Raw genomic sequence first — 18,058 nt, forward strand, 5'->3', positions numbered from 1 at the left:
GCGATGCTGGTGGGGCGTCGCGCTCCACGGGCACTTCAGAGAACAAAACCGCAGGTGACGTCATGGCCACATCCCAACAATTGCAACTGCTGGCGCCTCTGTCCGGCGTGCTGATACCGCTGGATCAAGTGCCTGATCCGGTGTTTTCCAGGCGCGTGATCGGCGACGGTCTGTGCATCGACCCGACTTCGTCAACGCTGTGCGCGCCGCTGGCCGGGGTGGTCAGCAACGTGCAGGCCAGTGGGCATGCGATCAGTATCACTGCCGACACGGGCGTTCAGGTATTGATGCACATCGGTCTTGATACGGTGAACCTGGGGGGGCAGGGATTCACCCGGCAGGTTGAGGAAGGCCAGCGGGTTGAGGTCGGGCAGGCGCTGATCGAGTTCGATGCCGATTACGTCGCCCTGCACGCTCGCAGCCTGATGACCCTGATGCTGGTGGTCAGCGGTGAGCCATTCAGTTGGTGCGTCTCGCCAAGCGGTCTGGTCGAAACCGGCCAGGCACTGCTGAGCCTCGCCAGCACCACGGCGAGCAGCGAGGAAGCTGTGGTTGCAGAGGGCCAAAGGCTGTTTTCGCAATCGCTGAAACTGCCTAACCCGAATGGCCTGCATGCGCGTCCGGCGGCGGTGTTCGCGCAAGCGGCCAAGGCTTTTTCAGCAAAGATTTATCTGCACAAACAGCAATCTGAAGCCAACGCCAAGTCATTGGTGTCGATCATGGCGTTGCAGACCGCTTTCGGTGACAGCGTGCAGGTCAGTGCGCTGGGCGACGATGCTGAAGACGCGGTCAATACGCTCACCAGATTATTGGCCGAAGGCTGCGGCGAAGCGGTGACGGCAGTGGTTGCTGTGGCGCCAGTCGAGCGCGCCGAGGCAGAGGCCCTGACGGTTTTGCGTGGAGTCTGTGCGTCACCCGGTTCGGCATTGGGGCAGGTGGTGCAGATCACCGAGCCGACGCTTGAAGTGAAAGAGTTCGGTGCGGGTTTGCACATCGAACGCGAAACGTTGGCTAACGCGTTGATCGAGGCCGATATGGCCTTGCAGCATCTGCGCGACATCGCCATCAGTGAAGCTCAGGCGGAAATTTTCAAGGCGCATCAGGAACTGCTCGAAGATCCGAGTCTGCTGGATCAGGCTCAGGCGTTGATCGTTGAGGGTAAAAGCGCGGCGTTTGCCTGGCGTGCGGCTACCGAGTCGACAGCGACACTGTTCCAGCAACTGGGCAGTGCGTTGCTGGCCGAGAGGGCGGCGGATCTGGCTGACGTGGGCGCGCGCGTGCTGAAACTGATCCTCGGGGTTCGCGAGCGGGCGCTGGAACTGCCCGCCGGGACGATTCTGATCGCCGATCAACTGACGCCGTCGCAGACCGCCGGCCTCGACACCGGCAAAGTGCTGGGTTTCGCCACGGTCGGTGGCGGGGCGACCAGTCACGTTGCGATTCTGGCCCGAGCCTGTGGTTTGCCGGCGATCTGCGGGATGCCTGGGCAAATGCTCGCGCTGGCCAATGGCGCCCAGGTATTGCTCGACGCCGACCGGGGCGAGTTGCACTTGCATCCGGATCCGGAGGCGATCAGCCAGTGGCAAGCCAGGCACGAGCAGCAACGCCAGCGCCATCAACACGAGCAGGCGCAGGCGACGCAAGCAGCCTGCACCCGAGACGGGCATCACATCGAAGTCACGGCCAACGTTGCCTCGCTGAGCGAAACCGAACGGGCGATGGCCGTGGGCAGCGCAGGCGTGGGGCTTTTGCGTTCGGAGTTTCTTTATCTGGATCGCAATCATGCGCCCACCCGTGATGAACAGGTGTCGACCTACAGCGCCATCGCCCGGGCGGTGGGGCCGTCGCACAATCTGGTGGTGCGTACGCTGGATGTCGGTGGCGACAAACCGCTGGCTTACGTGCCGATGGACAGCGAAACCAATCCGTTCCTCGGGCTGCGCGGAATTCGCCTGTGTCTGGCGCGCCCGGACCTGTTGCGTGAGCAGTTCCGCGCGATCCTCGGCAGTGTCGGCCTGACGCGTCTGCACATCATGTTGCCGATGGTCACTCAACTGGCGGAATTGCGTCTGGCCCGACAGATGCTGGAGGAGGAAGCGCTGGCGCTGAATCTGGGTCAACTGCCGAAACTGGGGATCATGATCGAAGTGCCGGCGGCGGCATTGATGGCCGACGTGTTTGCCCCGCACGTGGACTTCTTCTCGATCGGCACCAACGATCTGACCCAATACACCCTGGCCATGGATCGCGATCATCCGCGTCTGGCCAGTCAGGCGGACAGCTTTCATCCATCGGTACTGCGCCTGATTGCGCTGACCGTGAACGCCGCGCACGCCCATGGCAAATGGGTCGGTGTCTGTGGGGCGATGGCCTCCGAACGTCTGGCGGTGCCGCTGTTGCTGGGGCTGGGCGTGGACGAGTTGTCGGTGAGTGTGCCGCAGATTCCGGCGATCAAAGCGGCGGTACGCGAGGTGGATCTGCTCGACTGCAAGGCCATTGCCGAGCAGGTGCAGGGCCTGGAAAGCGCTGAAGAAGTGCGTGAGGCGCTGCGCCTGTATCAAGAAGCGACCGTCGATACCTTACCGGCTCTGGAGAACTGAACATGTTCGATAAATTGCAGCAGGCATTCTGGAAAGCCCTGACCCCGGATCTGGTGGTGGATGCACCGCCCGCGCAGGCCGAGCCTGCCGATGGATTGAGTGCCGAGATCGTCGCCGCGCTGGGTGGTGCGGATAACCTCAAATCGCAGCAACCGGTCGCGTTGACCCGCGTGCGCGTGGCGTTGGGCGATGTGTCGCTGATGGATCGCCAGGCGCTCAGCGAGGCCGGTGTCGCGGGCGTCATGCCCCTGGAGGGCGGGGTGGTGCACCTGATTACCGGCCTGCAAAGCTGAGCGCGGAGGGGATGTGCGGCCTCAGGTCACCCTTACTGTTTCTCAACCGCAGGTGTATCGTATTCGCCTTTTACGGGCCTTCAGGGTCTGTCGCTGATACGTGAGGTAGTTGAGTTCATGTCCTTTACCCGTCGCCAAATCCTCGGTGGCCTGGCCGGTCTTGTTGTCGTTGGCGTTGGAGCGGGGGGCGCGTCGCGTTACTGGCTGGGCAAGATGGCCGACGCCGAGGCGGGTCACGACTACGAGCTGATCGCCGCGCCACTGGACGTGGAACTGGTGCCCGGGCACAAGACCGAGGCGTGGGCGTTCGGCCCGTCGGCGCCGGGTACTGAATTGCGCGTGCGTCAGGGTGAATGGCTGCGGGTGCGGTTCATCAACCATCTGCCGGTCGCGACCACCATCCACTGGCACGGCATTCGCCTGCCGCTGGAAATGGACGGTGTGCCGTACGTCTCGCAACTGCCAGTGCTGCCGGGCGAATACTTCGACTACAAATTCCGCGTGCCGGACGCCGGCAGCTATTGGTACCACCCGCACGTCAGCAGCAGCGAAGAACTCGGTCGCGGGCTGGTCGGGCCGCTGATCATCGAAGAGCGCGAGCCGACCGGTTTCAAGTATGAAAAGACCCTGAGCCTGAAAAACTGGCACATCGATGACGAAGGCAACTTCGTCGAATTCAGCATTCCGCGTGAAGCTGCGCGTGGCGGCACGGCGGGGCGTCTGTCGACCATCAACGGCGTACCGTTGCCAGTGATCGAATTGCCGGCCGGGCAGATCACCCGCGTGCGCTTGCTCAATCTCGATAACACCCTGACGTATCGCATCAACATTCCTGGCGTTGAGGCGAAGATCTACGCGCTGGATGGCAACCCGGTCGAACCTCGCCCGCTGGGCAAGGAATATTGGCTTGGTCCGGGCATGCGCATTTGTCTGGCGATCAAGGCGCCGGCCGAGGGTGAAGAACTCTCGCTGCGCAACGGCCCGGTCCGACTGGGTACCTTGCGTTCGGTGGCCAACACCGATGCGCCGACGGACTGGCCGAAAGCGCTGCCCGCCAATCCGGTGGCCGAGCCGGACCTGGCCAATGCCGAGAAACTCAACTTCAATTTCGAATGGGTCGGTTCGGTGTCGGTCAACGTCGACAACGGCAAGCCGCCAAGTCTGTGGCAGATCAACGGCAAGGCCTGGGACATCACCGACAAGACTTGTGCCGACCGGCCGATCGCCAGCCTGAAACTGGGTCAGAGCTATATTTTCGAACTGAAGAACATGACCCAGTATCAGCACCCGATCCACCTGCATGGCATGAGTTTCAAGGTGATTGCGTCGAACCGGCACAAGATCATTCCGTACTTCACCGACACCTATCTGCTGGGCAAGAACGAGCGCGCACAAGTGGCGCTGGTGGCGGATAACCCGGGGGTGTGGATGTTCCACTGTCATGTGATTGATCACATGGAAACCGGCCTGATGGCCGCCATCGAGGTGAAGTGATGCGCCAGATTCGCCCCGCGGCGATCATCGACCGCAGCCGTGATCGCGATTTCATGCGCGAAGCCCTGGCCCTTGCGGCGCAAGGCGCAGCCCTCGGCGAAGTGCCGGTCGGCGCGGTGCTGGTGCAGGATGGCGAGATCATCGGTCGCGGCTTCAATTGCCCGATTAGCGCCAGCGACCCCAGCGCCCACGCGGAAATGGTCGCGATCCGCGCCGCCGCGCAAGCCGTGAACAACTATCGCCTGCCGGGCAGCACGCTGTATGTGACGCTGGAACCGTGCAGCATGTGCGCCGGTTTGATCGTGCATTCGCGGGTGGCGCGGGTGGTGTATGGCGCGCTGGAACCGAAGGCCGGGATCGTGCAGAGCCAGGGACAGTTTTTTACCCAGGGCTTTTTGAATCATCGGGTGTTGTATGAGGGCGGGGTGTTGGCGGAGGAGTGCGGGGCGGTGTTGACCGAGTTCTTCCGCGCTCGTCGCGCTAAACCAGCTATCTAAAAGACAACACAAAACCCTGTGGGAGCTGGCTTGCCAGCGATAGCATTGGTTCAGCCAACATCAATGTTTGATGTGCCGACGCCATCGCTGGCAAGCCAGCTCCCACAGGTTTGTTTGGTGGTTGTAAACATTACTTCTTCGCGACAATCACCGCCCGCATCGGCGCCGGCAGTCCTTCAATCGTCTTGCTGTGATCCTCGGGATCAAGGAAGTCGCTCAGCGACTGATACTTCATCCACTCGGTACCACGTTGTTCCTCGACCGTCGTGGTGCTGACATCGACACAACGAATATCGGTAAACCCGGCACGCCGCAACCACAATTCCAGCGCCGGTACCGACGGCAGGAACCACACGTTACGCATCTGCGCATAGCGATCTTCCGGCACCAGCACTTGATGCTTGTCGCCCTCGACCACCAGCGTTTCCAGCACCAGTTCGCCGCCCTTGACCAGGCAATCCTTCAGCGCCAATAAATGCTCGATCGGCGAGCGACGGTGATAGAACACGCCCATGGAAAACACCGTGTCGAAACCTTCGAGGTTCGGCGGCAGGTCTTCGAACGGGAACGGCAGATGCCAGGCGTTCGGCTCGGACAGATAACGCTGCACCGCCTGGAACTGGCAGAAGAACAGCCAGTTCGGATCGACACCGATCACGCTGTCCGCGCCGGCGCCGAGCATGCGCCACATGTAGTAGCCGTTGCCGCAACCGACATCGAGGATGCGCTTGCCCTGCAGATTCAGATGCGGTGCAACCCGCGACCATTTCCAGTCCGAACGCCATTCGGTGTCGACGTGCACGCCAAACAGATCGAACGGCCCCTTGCGCCATGGCGACAGGCCCATCAGCGCGGTGCGCATTTGCGCACGGGTTGCATCGTCGCAATCGGTGTCGAGCTTCAAGCCGTTGAGCAGATCGATTTCACTCGGCTGGATCTTCGGCAAGGCATCCAGCGCACTTTGCCAGCGCTCCAGGTCGCCGTGACCTTTCTCCATTTTCTTGTCGAGTTGCGCTTGCAGGGTGTTGGCCCAGTCGGCCAGCGGGGTGCCAGCCAGACGGCGGGCGAGGGGGGACAGATCAATCATGGCAAGGCAATCAACGAGGCAAAGTTAAGACACTGGAACCACGGCACGACTTTCGAGAACCCGGCGGCCAACAGGCGTTCGCGGTGTTCTTCGAGGCTGTCGGGCTTCATGACGTTTTCGATGGCACTGCGCTTCTGGGCGATTTCCAGTTCGCTGTAACCGTTGGCGCGTTTGAACGCGACATGCAGATCGGTGAGCAACTCATGTTCTTCGGCATCGTTGAAGCGCAGCTTCTCCGAGAGAATCAAGGCGCCGCCAGGCAGCAACGATTGGCGGATGCGCGAAAGCAACGCGGTGCGTTGATCCGGGGCGATGAATTGCAGAGTGAAGTTCAGTGCCACCACCGACGCGGGTTTGAAGTCCAGCGCGAGGATATCGCCCTCGATCACTTCAACCGGCAGCAACTCCTGGAACATCGAATCCTGACCGTTGAGGTACTCGCGGCAACGCTCGACCATCGCCGCCGAGTTGTCCACCGCGATCACCCGGCAGCCGTCAGTGCGCACATGGCGACGCAATGCCTGAGTCACCGCACCCAGCGACGAGCCGAGATCGTAGAGCACGCTGTTTGGCTGGGCGAACTGCGCCGCGAGCACGCCAAGGTTCTCGACGATGGTCGGGTAACCCGGCACCGAGCGCTTGATCATGTCCGGGAACACCCGCACCACGTCTTCGTTGAAGGCGAAGTCAGGCACCTTGTCCAGGGGCTGGGCGAAAATGCGATCGGGTTCTTTGCTCACGGCGGTGTCCGGCGGTGTCGGTGGAAAAGGCCGGCATTTTAGCCAAACTGGCGCGGGGATGCTTGGGTTGTCCGACGTGGCGAGGGGATTTATCCCCGATGGGCTGCGCAGCAGCCCCAAAACCTGTGCCTGCGGTCTGTCTGACACACCTGATTGACCGGTTTCGGGGCCGCTGCGCAGCCCATCGGGGATGAATCCCCTCACCACAGGGTTAGCGTTTAGTCTGGGAAAAGGCAGAGGCCGCAATGCCCCACTGTCCCAGCCAGTAGCTGAGGATGATGACGTACGGCGCAGCCTGGAATGGGGATGCGAAACGATCGATACCGATCACGCTGTCCGAGAACACAAACGCCAGCGCACCGCCAGCCGCCAGCAGCGCCGAGCGCTTGGGGACGTCGGTGCCGAGACGAGCGAGGGCGCGCCAGAGCATGGCGCTTATAGCTGTGCCGTAGACAATCACTGGTACCAGCAATGGCCCAAGCCCGTTGGAAATCAGAATGCCCAACAGCGCCGCGCCGACCACGACTGCGAGCACCAGCGGCAACAGCGCCAGACGTTTGCAGTCACTCAGATAGGCCTTCAGATACGCCAGATGCGCAACCAGAAACGCACCCAGGCCAAACACGAACAAATCCCCCGGCCACGCCAGCAGCACATCGCCGAGCAGAGAGAAAATCAGACCCAGGCTGATCCAGCGCCGATAGTCGCTGGGCGGCGCATCATGCAGCCAGCCGAGCAACGCCAGCACCGGCAGCGGTTTGACCAACAGGCAGAGCAGCGCTGCATGTGTGCTTACACCGTAGAGAAACGTCACCGCGCCCATCAGCGCCAGAATCAGCCAACCCACGATCAGTTCACCGAAATCGCGCAGTCAAAGGTTTCCACCGGCAACACCTCGGGTGCCCACGGTTGTTGCGAGGTCAGGCGCAGACGTCCGGTGCCGGGGGCGAAGGCCTGGAAGCGCCAGGTCGAAAGCCCGGCAGCGCCAACCACGCCGGCATCTTCCGGATTGCTGTAAACCTCAGGGCTGAGCGCGCGCAACACGCCACCGGCCGAGTCCTGAATGGCCCAGCGATAACCCGTGGTCGGGTTGCTCGGCAGCATGATGATGAGGTTCTGCCCCGTGGTGAGCCGCACCGGGCATTCGCTTTGTTTTTCCACGGTCACGTTGTGTTTCGGCTGCGTGGCGCAAGCGGCCAGCAAGGCAAGGGCGAGGGGGAGAAACAGGCGAGTGGGGGACATAAGGTCAGCGGCTCCGGCGTTGGCGACGAACGGCGAGCATAACTGAAGATGAGACAAAGTGTGACAGTCGGGGCTGGCGTCGTCAGTCCGGGCGCCATCGCTGGCAAGCCAGCTCCCACAGGTTTCTCGGTTGAACACAGGATTTGTGATCACCAACGAACATTGTGGGAGCTGGCTTGCCAGCGATAGCGGTATATCAGGCACTACATGATTGTCAGAAGAGCACCTTTGCCACATCGTAAACCGCTTGGCAAAGTGCAGGCCCACAAGGTTATGGAAATTAACTCACCTCAAGGTCGAAGCTGCCGAGAATGTCGACCTTTTCTATTTCGTATTGGGCGACAACATGGAATGACATTTTGTAGCTTCTTTTGGTCTCATCGAAATTGAAGGTGAATGTTCCGCCTTCGGCTTCGTAGAATTTTTCTTTTTCGCCCTGCTTGTCGAGGTAGCCAAATTGGGCGACTTTAAAACCGCTCACGTCTTTTTTTACAATTATGTAAATCCCTCGATAGTTTTTAAGCGGGTGGGGATCACCTTCTGTGCCGTAAAAATGGAAATAGTCACTCCCTTCGGAGACGGTAAATCGGGTGGCCGCGAAGTCAGGCTGCTTTTCAATCTTGGCTGTAAATGTACCGGTGATGGTATTTGTTACGACAGTTTTAGCGTTCATCGTGAATGATTCCATGAAGGGGTGGAGTTTTATGGTCAGCTAATTGTGTAAGCGACGAAACTGTAATAGTTGACAGGTTGTAAGAACGATTTGGAATTAAGGGCGAGTGATATAGAACGTGATCGTATTAAATATCCGAATACGCTGCAAAGCCCTTCCATTCTAGAAAATACCTACGCCACATCCGCAACCCGTTTGGCGAAATGCACGGTAATGCCGTCCTTAAAGAAGTTCGGTAGTTCTTCGAATCATTACCCAATCAAAAAACCGAAAGTGCCGCTAGCGCTGATCTCTTCACCTACCTTGTTATTGAACCTGGCACTGAATGAACCTGAGTAAACGGTCTTTTGAGTATTTACAAAAATGTTCAAATCACCCGAGTGAGCGAAGTAAGTGAAATATTGATGCGTTGAGTGTTGCTGCGGGACATATTCGGTAAAGGCTATTTCGAGACCGGCAGTCAGCGGGTAGATTCCAGTTTCTATCTTGACGGGAAAGTAAAAGTCAAACGATCGATCTTCCGGGGTGTATTTTTCACCGGCCTTGAAAATAGCCATGATTTCCCGGGTGCCAGCGCTGGCGAAAATTTCTGTCGCCTCAAACTCATCATCGTTGACGTGTGCATTCAGGTATTCAGTCGCGGAATTCTTGCGAAAGACCAAGCCTATTGCGGGCACAGAGTGAAACGGTTTTCTACCGTCATGAATACTCAAGATACGAACTCCTTTTGCGCGGTAATGGGTTAACGCCACAGCGGTTAACCTATCGGCAAGTTCATGGAGAGGGAACTGTAAGAGTTGACAGGTAGGCTAGATTTTTTGGTTATAAGATTTTGCGAAAACGAAACTAATTAAGCGAAAAATGGCCAGCGAAGGAGCGCTGGCCATTTTAACTACTCTCGTATTAGTTGCTCAGAACAACACCTTCGCCACATCCGCAAAACGCTTGGCGAAATGCACGGTAATGCCTTCCTTCAGATAATCCGGCAGTTCCTCGAAGTTACCCCGATTCGGCTCCGGCAAAATCAGCTCGAAAATCTTCTGTCTTCTTGCCGCAATCACCTTCTCGCGCACCCCGCCAATCGGCAGTACATGCCCGGTCAGCGTCAGTTCGCCGGTCATCGCCACACCTTTTTTCGGCGCCTGATTACGGGCGAGGGAGAGCAGGGCGCTGGCCATGGTCACGCCGGCGCTTGGGCCGTCTTTTGGTGTGGCACCTTCCGGCACGTGCAGGTGGACGAAGGCTTCGTCGAAGAACTTCGGATCGCCGCCAAACGACTTCAGGTGCGAGCTGACGTAGCTGTAAGCGATCTCCGCCGACTCCTTCATTACGTCACCCAGTTGCCCGGTAAGTTTGAAACCGCGATTGAGTGTGTGAATTCGCGTGGCTTCGATCGGCAGGGTCGCGCCGCCCATGCTGGTCCAGGCCAGGCCGGTAATCACGCCGGTACCGGACAACACTTGCTCGTTGCGGAACACCGGATGACCCAGTGAGGCCTCAAGATCTTTCGGCCCGAGTTTGATCACCGCTTTCGGATCGTCGATCAGCTTCATCACCGCTTTGCGCACCAGTTTGCCCATTTGCTTTTCGAGCTGACGCACGCCGGCTTCACGGGCGTAACCGTCGATCAAGGCTTTGAGCGCGCTGTCGCTGATGCTCAGGCTGCCTTTCGACACGCCAGCCTTCTCCAGCAGTTTTGGCCACAGGTGACGCTTGGCGATGGCGACTTTTTCTTCGGTGATGTAGCCCGACAGGCGAATCACTTCCATCCGGTCGAGCAACGGGCCGGGGATCGAATCGAGGGTGTTGGCCGTGCAGACGAACAGCACTTTCGACAGGTCCATGCGCAGGTCTAGGTAGTGATCGAGGAATTCGACGTTCTGCTCAGGATCGAGGGTTTCCAGAAGCGCCGAGGCCGGGTCGCCCTGGTAGCTCTGGCCCATTTTGTCGATCTCGTCGAGCATGATCACCGGGTTCATCACTTCGACGTCTTTCAACGCCTGCACCAGTTTGCCCGGCTGCGCGCCGATGTAGGTGCGGCGGTGGCCCTTGATCTCGGCTTCGTCGCGCATGCCGCCGAGGCTGAAGCGGTAGAACGGCCTGCCGAGAGACTCGGCGATGGATTTGCCGACGCTGGTTTTACCCACGCCCGGAGGGCCGACCAGCAACACGATGGAGCCGCTGATCTCACCTTTATAGGCACCGACGGCGAGGAATTCGAGGATGCGGTCCTTGATGTCGTCGAGGCCGGCGTGGTGTTTGTCGAGCACCTTGCGCGCGTGCTTGAGGTCGAGTTTGTCCTCGCCGTACACGCCCCATGGCACTGACGTTGCCCAGTCGAGGTAATTGCGGGTGACCGCGTACTCCGGCGAACCGGTTTCAAGGATCGACAGTTTGTGCATTTCTTCTTCGAGGCGCTTCTGCACCTGCGCCGGCAGGACTTTGCCTTCCAGGCGTTGTTCGAACTGTTCGAGGTCGGCGCTGCGGTCGTCCTTGGTCAGGCCAAGCTCCTGCTGGATGACTTTCAGCTGTTCCTTGAGGAAGAACTCGCGCTGATGCTCGCCGATCTTGCGGTTAACTTCCGCCGAGATCTCTTTTTGCAGGCGCGCGACTTCGACTTCCTTGCGCAGCATCGGCAGAACTTTTTCCATGCGCTTAAGCATCGGCACGCAGTCGAGCACTTCTTGCAGCTCGGGGCCGGTGGCGGAGGTCAGGGCGGCGGCGAAGTCAGTCAGCGGCGATGGGTCGTTGGGGCTGAAGCGGTTGAGGTAGTTCTTCAGCTCTTCGCTGTACAGCGGGTTGAGCGGCAGCAGTTCCTTGATCGCGTTGATCAGCGCCATGCCGTAGGCCTTGACCTCGTCGGTCGGCTCGGTGGGCTGATGCGGGTATTCGACTTCGACCAGATACGGTGGGCGGTGGTGTTTCAGCCAGGTCTTGATGCGCACGCGGCTGAGGCCTTGGGCGACGAACTGCAGTTTGCCGTTTTCGCGGCTGGCGTGGTGGACTTTGACCAGGGTGCCGTATTGCGGCAGGGCGTCGGTGTTGAAGTGGCGCGGGTCTTCCTGGGGGGTGTCCATGAAGAACAGGGCCAGGGAGTGGTGATCGGATTTGCTGACCAGTTCGAGGGTTTCGGCCCAGGGTTCTTCGTTGACGATGACCGGCAGGACCTGGGCCGGGAAGAACGGGCGATTGTGGATCGGGATGATGTAGACCTTGTCCGGCAGGTTCTGGCCGGGCAGGGCGAGGCCTTTGCCGGAGGAGGTGTGTTCGATGTGTTCGGCTTCGGTTTCGGTGTAGTCGTCTGGGTTTTCCGGGAATTCTTGCTGGTCGCTCATGGGGCACCTGCGCAATGGAGTATGGGTCTTAGATGGGGCAGGCTGGTGGTGGTTTCAATGGTGGGGGTGTGTTTCTGTTTGTGTGTTCAGGGTTTTGACAGGGTTCGCGCTTTGGGCTTGGCGGCCTTTGGGCCGACCATGTTGTGGTGGTTTGGTGTGTATATCCGTTTTTTTGTGATGGCGGCTTAGGGTTCCGCCCTTACGGCGGGTCACTTTTTCCAGACGCCGAAAAAGTAACCAAAAAGGCTTGCTCCTGCGTGCGGCCCGCTCGCTGAGGCTCGGGGTTCCTTCGCTGCGGGATTGATCCGGGGGGCATCGCCTCCGGTTTGCTTCGCTGCACCTCCTCTCGATGTGTTTGGCTGCGCCAAACGGTCGCTACGCTCCCCCCCCGGATCAACCCCTCCACTCAGCCTTCCGACGTCGCCCGTGGATCAAGATCAAAAGCAGGCGAGCTGACACTCGGCCTAGTGGTTGACTCGGTCGCTGTGGGGGCCAGTCTGCTGAAGCTGGCGGGCTGACAGCCGACCATTCTCTTGCTGGATGCACTAAATCCTACTGTGGGAGCGAGCCTGCTCGCGAAAGCGGTGGGTCAGGCACCATAACTGCTGGATGGGCTGACGCCTTCGCGAGCAGGCTCGCTCCCACTAGGGGTTAGATGTGTGCAGGGGGTTCGGGGATTTCGTGGTTATCCAGCACGCGGTTCACCGCCAGTTCGGCGAGCATGATGATCTGCTGGATCGCCATAATCGTGCGCCGCTGCGGCAGGTCGATGTAGGCGGCGACGTCGCTACTCATGAGGCTGGCTTGTGCCAGTGATTCGCAGGCGTGGACCAGCAGGCTTTCGCTGTCCTGATCGGGCGCGATCTGGAACATGGTGCTGGGTTTGTGGAAGCGCAGGGTGAGCGCGTTCGGTTTGAGGTAGTGGTCGAGGGCGCGTTCGGCGGCTTCGTGGAATTTCTTGGATTCGGGGGATTCGTAGGGCGAGGTGTCGTTGGTTTCTGGGGGATTGGGTGTTGGCTTTTTCATATATGACTCCTTGGGAAGTAGTGGAGCCATCCCTCTAGTTGCCGCGACGCAATTCGAGGGTGGCAGCTATACGCGGGTTCGCGGACCGACTCCCAAGGCAATTCGGCATACCCGAAGGTATCCCGCGCACAGCCGCCATAAAACAGACTGACAGACACTTATGTGCTGCAGTCAGCGGGCGATTATGCCTTAAGAGGTCGGGCCGCGACGCCCGTTCGCTGAATTTGCAGCGACCCCCCGAGCCTATCCACCCGATTTCCGACGCACAACCGACACAACTTGTCGGAAATCTCCGCGCAATCACCAGTATCTGTAGGACAAGCAAAATTCCTACAACATGGTATTGCTCGCGGTCGTGCTGGCACAGCAGGCCGAGTTGCAGCCAACACAAATCGTGACTGATACCGACGCCTACGGTGATGGGGTGTTCGGGGTGTTCCGTCTGCTTGTTTATCACTTCTATCCACGTCTGGCCGATGTTGGCGGTACCAGGTTCTGGCACACACATCCGGACGCGGTTTACGGCAAGCTCAACGGACTTGCCCGCCAGACGGTCAAGTTCGAACTGATCGCTGAGCGGCCAGTGATTAATTCAGACGATGGCTGTGAGGATTACCAGGACGCAGTTTTGAAAAAGCCTTTATGGGTATTGAATGGATGTGAGTTCACTTTCGTGAAAATAACCACTTGATTTTCCGCTTAACCGGTAGTGAAAGTGAATGAATGAATATGCAAGAAAACGCAATCCAGCCAATGAATGGGTGTTCTGCAATTATTTCTGGTCTATGCCCTAAAAGCAGAAAGTCATTGTTTTCAATGATGTCTATATAAGGAACAACAAAGAGGCCGTTAAATATCAAACAGAAAAAAAACTTAATGCTATTTAAGTTGTTTCCCGAGAGGCGCACTTTTAGAAGATAGGCGAAAAAAACACCACAAGCAGCCAAGATAGGGAAAGTCCACACAATCATTTTGTGCTCTCTTGGTAGATCTGTTTTCCTGTTTGGAAATCAGTATGTATTTCAAGCCCCCATGCGCTAACGCCCATCCCTTTATAAGATCGTACATAGTCTGTCCTGACATATCTAAACAAACGCCAGGCATCGGGCTTTAATATGTATCGACTCAGGCCATAGACGGACAGGCCTAAGTCAGCGGTACTGTAGGCTAAATTCCCCTCACGCGCTTCATGTCCCACCGCCTTTGCTATGGTTTGATAACCCTTCCTGACAGGACCTTCTGTATCAGTTCGATCCTCTAAAAGATTGCGTCCGTTTTCATAAATGTTATTTGCTCCATGGGCCATCATTGGCAAACCTGCCACGATACACAGCGTACCTGCTGAGGCATAGCATATCCCACCGCCCGTTATAACCTGCATTGCACCCGCAATAGCGCCGGCGCCTTTTTTGGCTATTTCCCATGACTGATTAAGCAAGCTGCTTTGTTCGTTCTTCAGTTCCTGCAAACCCTGCTCAGCAGTTTTTTTGCCCTGAGCAACGTCATCTACAATGCTTTTGGCGTAATAAGCGATTTCGCGGTTGAACTGCAAGCGCAGCATGCCGTCTTTGATGTGTCTAGCACCTAAGGTACAGGCTTGGCTTCCAAGTTTTCCAGCTGCGGCACTGACCATCCAGTAGTCACAACTACCAGGCGTGCAACTCTCGCTCAGTGGTTTCATTCGTTATTCCCCCATGTGCCATATCCGCTGGTGCCAGCAGCATGGTGGGTCCAGGTTATATCTCGATAACGGATAGCTATATGTTCTTGCGGTTCGGCATCGTTTTGCAAAATAGAATGAGGCATTTCAAGTGTTAGGTCAGCAATAATCCCGCCATTGATCGAAACTGAATAGAATCTTTCCTGTATGCCGGAAGGAGAAACTCGATAAAAGCTAATTATGCAGTTTATTTGTTCTCTAGTTGAAAGTGCTTGGGCGAGGAGTGGCGAGGATTTATCAACGTTTTTGGTGATGATGATTGGATTATGTGTTGGCTTATTGATGTTTCCGATGTTGACCATGTTATGGGAGTAAGACAACACCATAATTTCGTCGGTATGCCCGGACTGACACTTATTGCCAATAGAATCTTGGGTTGAACAACCCGCCGAAATCAATCCTTGAGCCTTACCGGTGATGGTCATGTAACCATGGTTAGCCATAAGTGACACTCCTTGTAGTCAGGGAACATCCTATTACAAGGTTTTCAGGTGCGCTGTAGGGCGTTTCTGAAAAGCCATACGAAATAAATCCGAGCTTAATCTGGTGTGCCATTGCCCACCGGTGACGATGAAATGGGCATGCATGGCTTCCTATTTGCTGTCTGACCCACCGTTATCGCTGGCAAGTCGAATCGTCGCACCGCAGCGCCCACAGGTTTCTCCGGCAGGCTCAGAATCGCATGCACAAAAAAGGCGATGTCCCTTTCGGGACATCGCCTTTGTTTTACCGCCGCTAAATCTTATTCCGGCAGTTTGTACGCAATCACATAGTCACCCATCTTGGTGCCCAGCGAGCCGTGACCGCCGACAACCAGCAGCACGTATTGCTTGCCGTCCTTGCCGGTGTAGGTCATCGGGGTCGCTTGGCCACCTGCTGGCAGACGCGATTTCCACAACTCTTTACCAGAGTTCACGTCGTACGCGCGCAGGTACTGGTCGAGGGTGCCGCTGAGGAAGCCGACGCCGCCTGCAGTCACCATCGAGCCGCCCATGCTTGGCACGCCCAGGGTGAAGCCGATCGGGATTGGCGAGCTGTCGCGGCTGGTGCCGTTTTTGCGTTTCCACACGACTTTGCTGGTAGTCAGGTCGATACCGGCGACGTAGCCCCAGGCCGGGGCCTGGCACGGTACACCGAAGGGCGACATGAATGGGTGCATGATCACCGCGTATGGCGCGCCGGTGTTCGGTTGCACGCCAGCGGTTTCGCTTTCGCGTTTGCTGCCGGCGGCGACTTGCTCGCGTGGCACCATTTTCGAAACGAAGGCCATGTAGTTCGGGCTGGTGAACAGTATCTGGCGAACCGGATCGACCGAGACGCCGCCCCAGTTGAACACGCCGACGTTACCCGGGTAGATCAGGCTGCCCTGTTCCGAAGGAGGGGTGTACTGGCCTTCGTAACGCAGTTCCTTGAACTGGATGCGGCACAGCATCTGGTCGAACGGGCTGGCGCCCCACATGGCTTTTTCGGTCAGTTCCGGGGCCAGCAGGTTGAGGTCCGAACGGGCCTGGGTCGGTGCGGTGTGGTCGCCTTTCACGGCGCCTTGCGGGACCGGGATTTCCTTGATCGGGATGATCGGCGTGCCGTCACGACGGTCGAGGACGTACAGGCTGCCCTGTTTGGTCGGGGCGATCAGCGCAGGTTTCACGCCGTCGGCGGTTTTCATGTCGAGCAGGGTTGGCTGGCTGCCAACGTCCATGTCCCACAGGTCGTGGTGGGTGAACTGGTAGTTCCAGCGCACTTTACCGGTGGCCAGGTCCAGGGCTACAACACCGGCGCTGAATTTCTCGGCGCCCGGGGTGCGATCAGCGCCCCACTGGTCTGGGGTCTGGTTGCCCAGTGGCAGGTAAACCATGCCGAGTTTTTCGTCGACGCTGGCCAGCGACCACATGTTCGCAGAGTTGCGGCTGTAGGTTTCGCCCGGTGCCAAAGGCTCGGTGGCGTCTGGCTTGTCGCTGTCCCAGTTCCATACGAGGTGGCCGTCGCGCACGTCGAAGGCGCGGATCACGCCCGATGGCTCGTTGGTCGATTCGTTGTCGGTAACGTGACCGCCCATGATCACCAGATCACGGGTAATCGCCGCTGGCGAGGTGGAGTAGTAACCACCGGCAGTGAACGGGCCGATGCCTTGGGTCAGGTCGACCACACCGTTTTTGCCAAAGCCTTCGCAGATTTTGCCAGTGTCGGCGTTCAGTGCGATCAGACGGGCATCAGCGGTTGGCAGGTACAGACGACGCGGGCAAGCCTGAGCAACGGCTTTGCCGGCTTCCGAAATCACTGCGGAAGCAGCGTTTTCAGTTTTGGCGTACGCAGCTTCGTCGTAGTACGACACGCCACGGCAGGTCATGTGCGCGAAGCCTTTGAAGCCGACCGGGCTCTTGATCTGCGGGTCGAAGCGCCACAGTTCTTTGCCGGTGTCCGGGTCCAGGGCCAGCACTTTGCTGTGCGCGGTGCAGGCGTAGATCATGCCGTTGGCTTTGAGCGGGGTGTTTTCGTTGGTCAGCTCAACCGGGTCATCAGCGGTCGGCAGGTCGCCGGTCTGGATGCGCCAGGCTTCTTGCAGCTTGCCGACGTTGGCCGGGGTGATCTGCTTCAGCGGCGAGTAGCGGTCACCGAACTCGGTGCGGCCATAGGCCTGCCAGTCGCCATCCGGCATGGCTGGCGCGGTGCTGGTGGTGTCCGCAGTGTCGCGGCCCAGCTCGCCGAAGGTTTCGCCCGGGTGGGTGAACAGGCTGGCAAGTGCGGTGAGGCCGGCCAGGATCACGGCCACGGTCAAACCACCGGTGCCCATTGGCGCAGGGCCTGCGAGCAGCAGCGGACGACGGAACAACGGCAGCAACATCACGAAGCCGAGGACGAACCACAGGGCCAGACGTGGCACCAGTTGCCACCAGTCCAGGCCGACTTCCCACAGCGCCCAAACGGTGCTGGCAAACAAGACGATGGCGTACAGGCCCAGCGCCGCGCGACGGCGCATCAGCATCAGAATGCCGCTCAGCGCGATGCCGATACCGGCCAGCAGGTAGTACAGCGAGCCGCCGAGCATGCTCAGCTTGACCCCACCGGCCAACATGGCCAGGCCCATCAGTAGAAGCAGAATGCCGAGCAGGCTCGGTAGCAGACGGCCCCGACTCGAAGCACTTTCGGTGCTCATAGTGTGATTCTCCGTGACGTTTATGTAGTCCCGCGCTGTAGTCACTTTAGATGACGATTTGGCACAGGCATGGTTCAGATAAAAACTTGTGTAGCTAACGAATTTTCTTCGATCCCTGTGGGAGCTGCGGTGCGACGATTCGACTTGCCAGCGATGGCGGCGTGTCAGCCGACGAAGATGTCGACTGTGAAATCGCA

At 58.5% G+C, this 18,058-nt stretch carries 15 protein-coding genes and 1 pseudogene; 5 read left to right on the forward strand and 11 right to left on the reverse strand.

Annotated elements, in window-relative coordinates; translation table 11 throughout:
• The first annotated feature begins 62 nt into the window (after positions 1-62).
• The 4 genes from ptsP to tadA all read left to right on the forward strand — a co-directional run bounded on the left by ptsP (position 63) and on the right by tadA (position 4,884).
• Positions 63-2,600: a phosphoenolpyruvate--protein phosphotransferase gene (gene ptsP, locus ACIONG_RS09015; RefSeq protein WP_401298371.1), complete on the forward strand. Its 2,538-nt coding sequence runs from the start codon at positions 63-65 to the stop codon at positions 2,598-2,600.
• A gap of 2 nt (positions 2,601-2,602) precedes the next feature.
• Positions 2,603-2,893 carry a PTS transporter subunit EIIB gene (locus tag ACIONG_RS09020; protein WP_103304563.1) on the forward strand — a complete coding sequence of 97 codons (291 nt, stop codon included), beginning with the start codon at positions 2,603-2,605 and terminating at the stop codon, positions 2,891-2,893.
• A 117-nt stretch (positions 2,894-3,010) separates the two neighbouring features.
• Complete coding sequence (locus tag ACIONG_RS09025) at positions 3,011-4,387, forward strand: multicopper oxidase family protein (protein WP_103304564.1); 1,377 nt, start codon at positions 3,011-3,013, stop codon at positions 4,385-4,387.
• A complete protein-coding gene (tadA, locus tag ACIONG_RS09030) occupies positions 4,387-4,884 on the forward strand; it encodes a tRNA adenosine(34) deaminase TadA (protein WP_213026500.1) in 498 nt (165 codons plus the stop codon). The genes ACIONG_RS09025 and tadA overlap by 1 nt, the downstream gene beginning before the upstream one ends.
• A gap of 130 nt (positions 4,885-5,014) precedes the next feature.
• Here the strand turns inward: tadA and cmoB are convergent, their stop codons facing one another.
• The 8 genes from cmoB to ACIONG_RS09070 all read right to left on the reverse strand — a co-directional run bounded on the left by cmoB (position 5,015) and on the right by ACIONG_RS09070 (position 12,987).
• Positions 5,015-5,971 carry a tRNA 5-methoxyuridine(34)/uridine 5-oxyacetic acid(34) synthase CmoB gene (gene cmoB / locus ACIONG_RS09035; protein WP_401298376.1) on the reverse strand — a complete coding sequence of 319 codons (957 nt, stop codon included), beginning with the start codon at positions 5,969-5,971 and terminating at the stop codon, positions 5,015-5,017.
• Entirely contained in the window at positions 5,968-6,711 is a 744-nt protein-coding gene (cmoA, locus tag ACIONG_RS09040) for a carboxy-S-adenosyl-L-methionine synthase CmoA (protein ID WP_103304567.1), read from the reverse strand. The genes cmoB and cmoA overlap by 4 nt, the downstream gene beginning before the upstream one ends.
• Before the next feature lie 211 nt (positions 6,712-6,922).
• Positions 6,923-7,558 (reverse strand): lysoplasmalogenase, encoded by a 636-nt coding sequence (locus ACIONG_RS09045; protein ID WP_401298381.1) that lies wholly within the window; start codon positions 7,556-7,558, stop codon positions 6,923-6,925.
• 2 nt (positions 7,559-7,560) lie between these two features.
• On the reverse strand, positions 7,561-7,953 hold the full coding sequence (locus ACIONG_RS09050; protein ID WP_103304570.1) for a protease inhibitor I42 family protein: 393 nt from the start codon (positions 7,951-7,953) through the stop codon (positions 7,561-7,563).
• A gap of 280 nt (positions 7,954-8,233) precedes the next feature.
• On the reverse strand, positions 8,234-8,626 hold the full coding sequence (locus ACIONG_RS09055; RefSeq protein ID WP_401298384.1) for a hypothetical protein: 393 nt from the start codon (positions 8,624-8,626) through the stop codon (positions 8,234-8,236).
• Positions 8,627-8,877: 251 nt separating this feature from the next.
• Positions 8,878-9,339: a hypothetical protein gene (locus ACIONG_RS09060; protein ID WP_401298387.1), complete on the reverse strand. Its 462-nt coding sequence runs from the start codon at positions 9,337-9,339 to the stop codon at positions 8,878-8,880.
• A 198-nt stretch (positions 9,340-9,537) separates the two neighbouring features.
• Complete coding sequence (gene lon, locus ACIONG_RS09065) at positions 9,538-11,961, reverse strand: endopeptidase La (protein ID WP_103304572.1); 2,424 nt, start codon at positions 11,959-11,961, stop codon at positions 9,538-9,540.
• Positions 11,962-12,612: 651 nt separating this feature from the next.
• The gene (locus tag ACIONG_RS09070; protein WP_401298391.1) at positions 12,613-12,987 is read right to left on the reverse strand and encodes a DUF6124 family protein; all 375 of its coding nucleotides are present in this window, start codon (positions 12,985-12,987) and stop codon (positions 12,613-12,615) included.
• Between the two features lie 334 nt (positions 12,988-13,321).
• On the opposite strand from ACIONG_RS09070, the pseudogene ACIONG_RS09075 reads away from it, so the two are divergent.
• A pseudogene (locus ACIONG_RS09075) lies at positions 13,322-13,558 on the forward strand (Tn3 family transposase); the annotation flags it as partial.
• A 396-nt stretch (positions 13,559-13,954) separates the two neighbouring features.
• On the opposite strand, the gene ACIONG_RS09080 reads toward ACIONG_RS09075, so the two are convergent.
• The 3 genes from ACIONG_RS09080 to ACIONG_RS09090 all read right to left on the reverse strand — a co-directional run bounded on the left by ACIONG_RS09080 (position 13,955) and on the right by ACIONG_RS09090 (position 17,861).
• Entirely contained in the window at positions 13,955-14,668 is a 714-nt protein-coding gene (locus tag ACIONG_RS09080) for a DUF4225 domain-containing protein (RefSeq protein ID WP_401298394.1), read from the reverse strand.
• Positions 14,665-15,150: an Hcp family type VI secretion system effector gene (locus ACIONG_RS09085; RefSeq protein ID WP_401298397.1), complete on the reverse strand. Its 486-nt coding sequence runs from the start codon at positions 15,148-15,150 to the stop codon at positions 14,665-14,667. Before ACIONG_RS09085 ends, ACIONG_RS09080 begins: the two co-directional genes overlap by 4 nt.
• 299 nt (positions 15,151-15,449) lie before the next feature.
• Positions 15,450-17,861 (reverse strand): glucose/quinate/shikimate family membrane-bound PQQ-dependent dehydrogenase, encoded by a 2,412-nt coding sequence (locus ACIONG_RS09090; RefSeq protein WP_401298400.1) that lies wholly within the window; start codon positions 17,859-17,861, stop codon positions 15,450-15,452.
• Positions 17,862-18,058 lie beyond the last annotated feature (197 nt).

The organism is Pseudomonas sp. NPDC087817, from assembly GCF_044742875.1.
In the GTDB taxonomy this organism is placed as follows: Bacteria; Pseudomonadota; Gammaproteobacteria; order Pseudomonadales; family Pseudomonadaceae; genus Aquipseudomonas.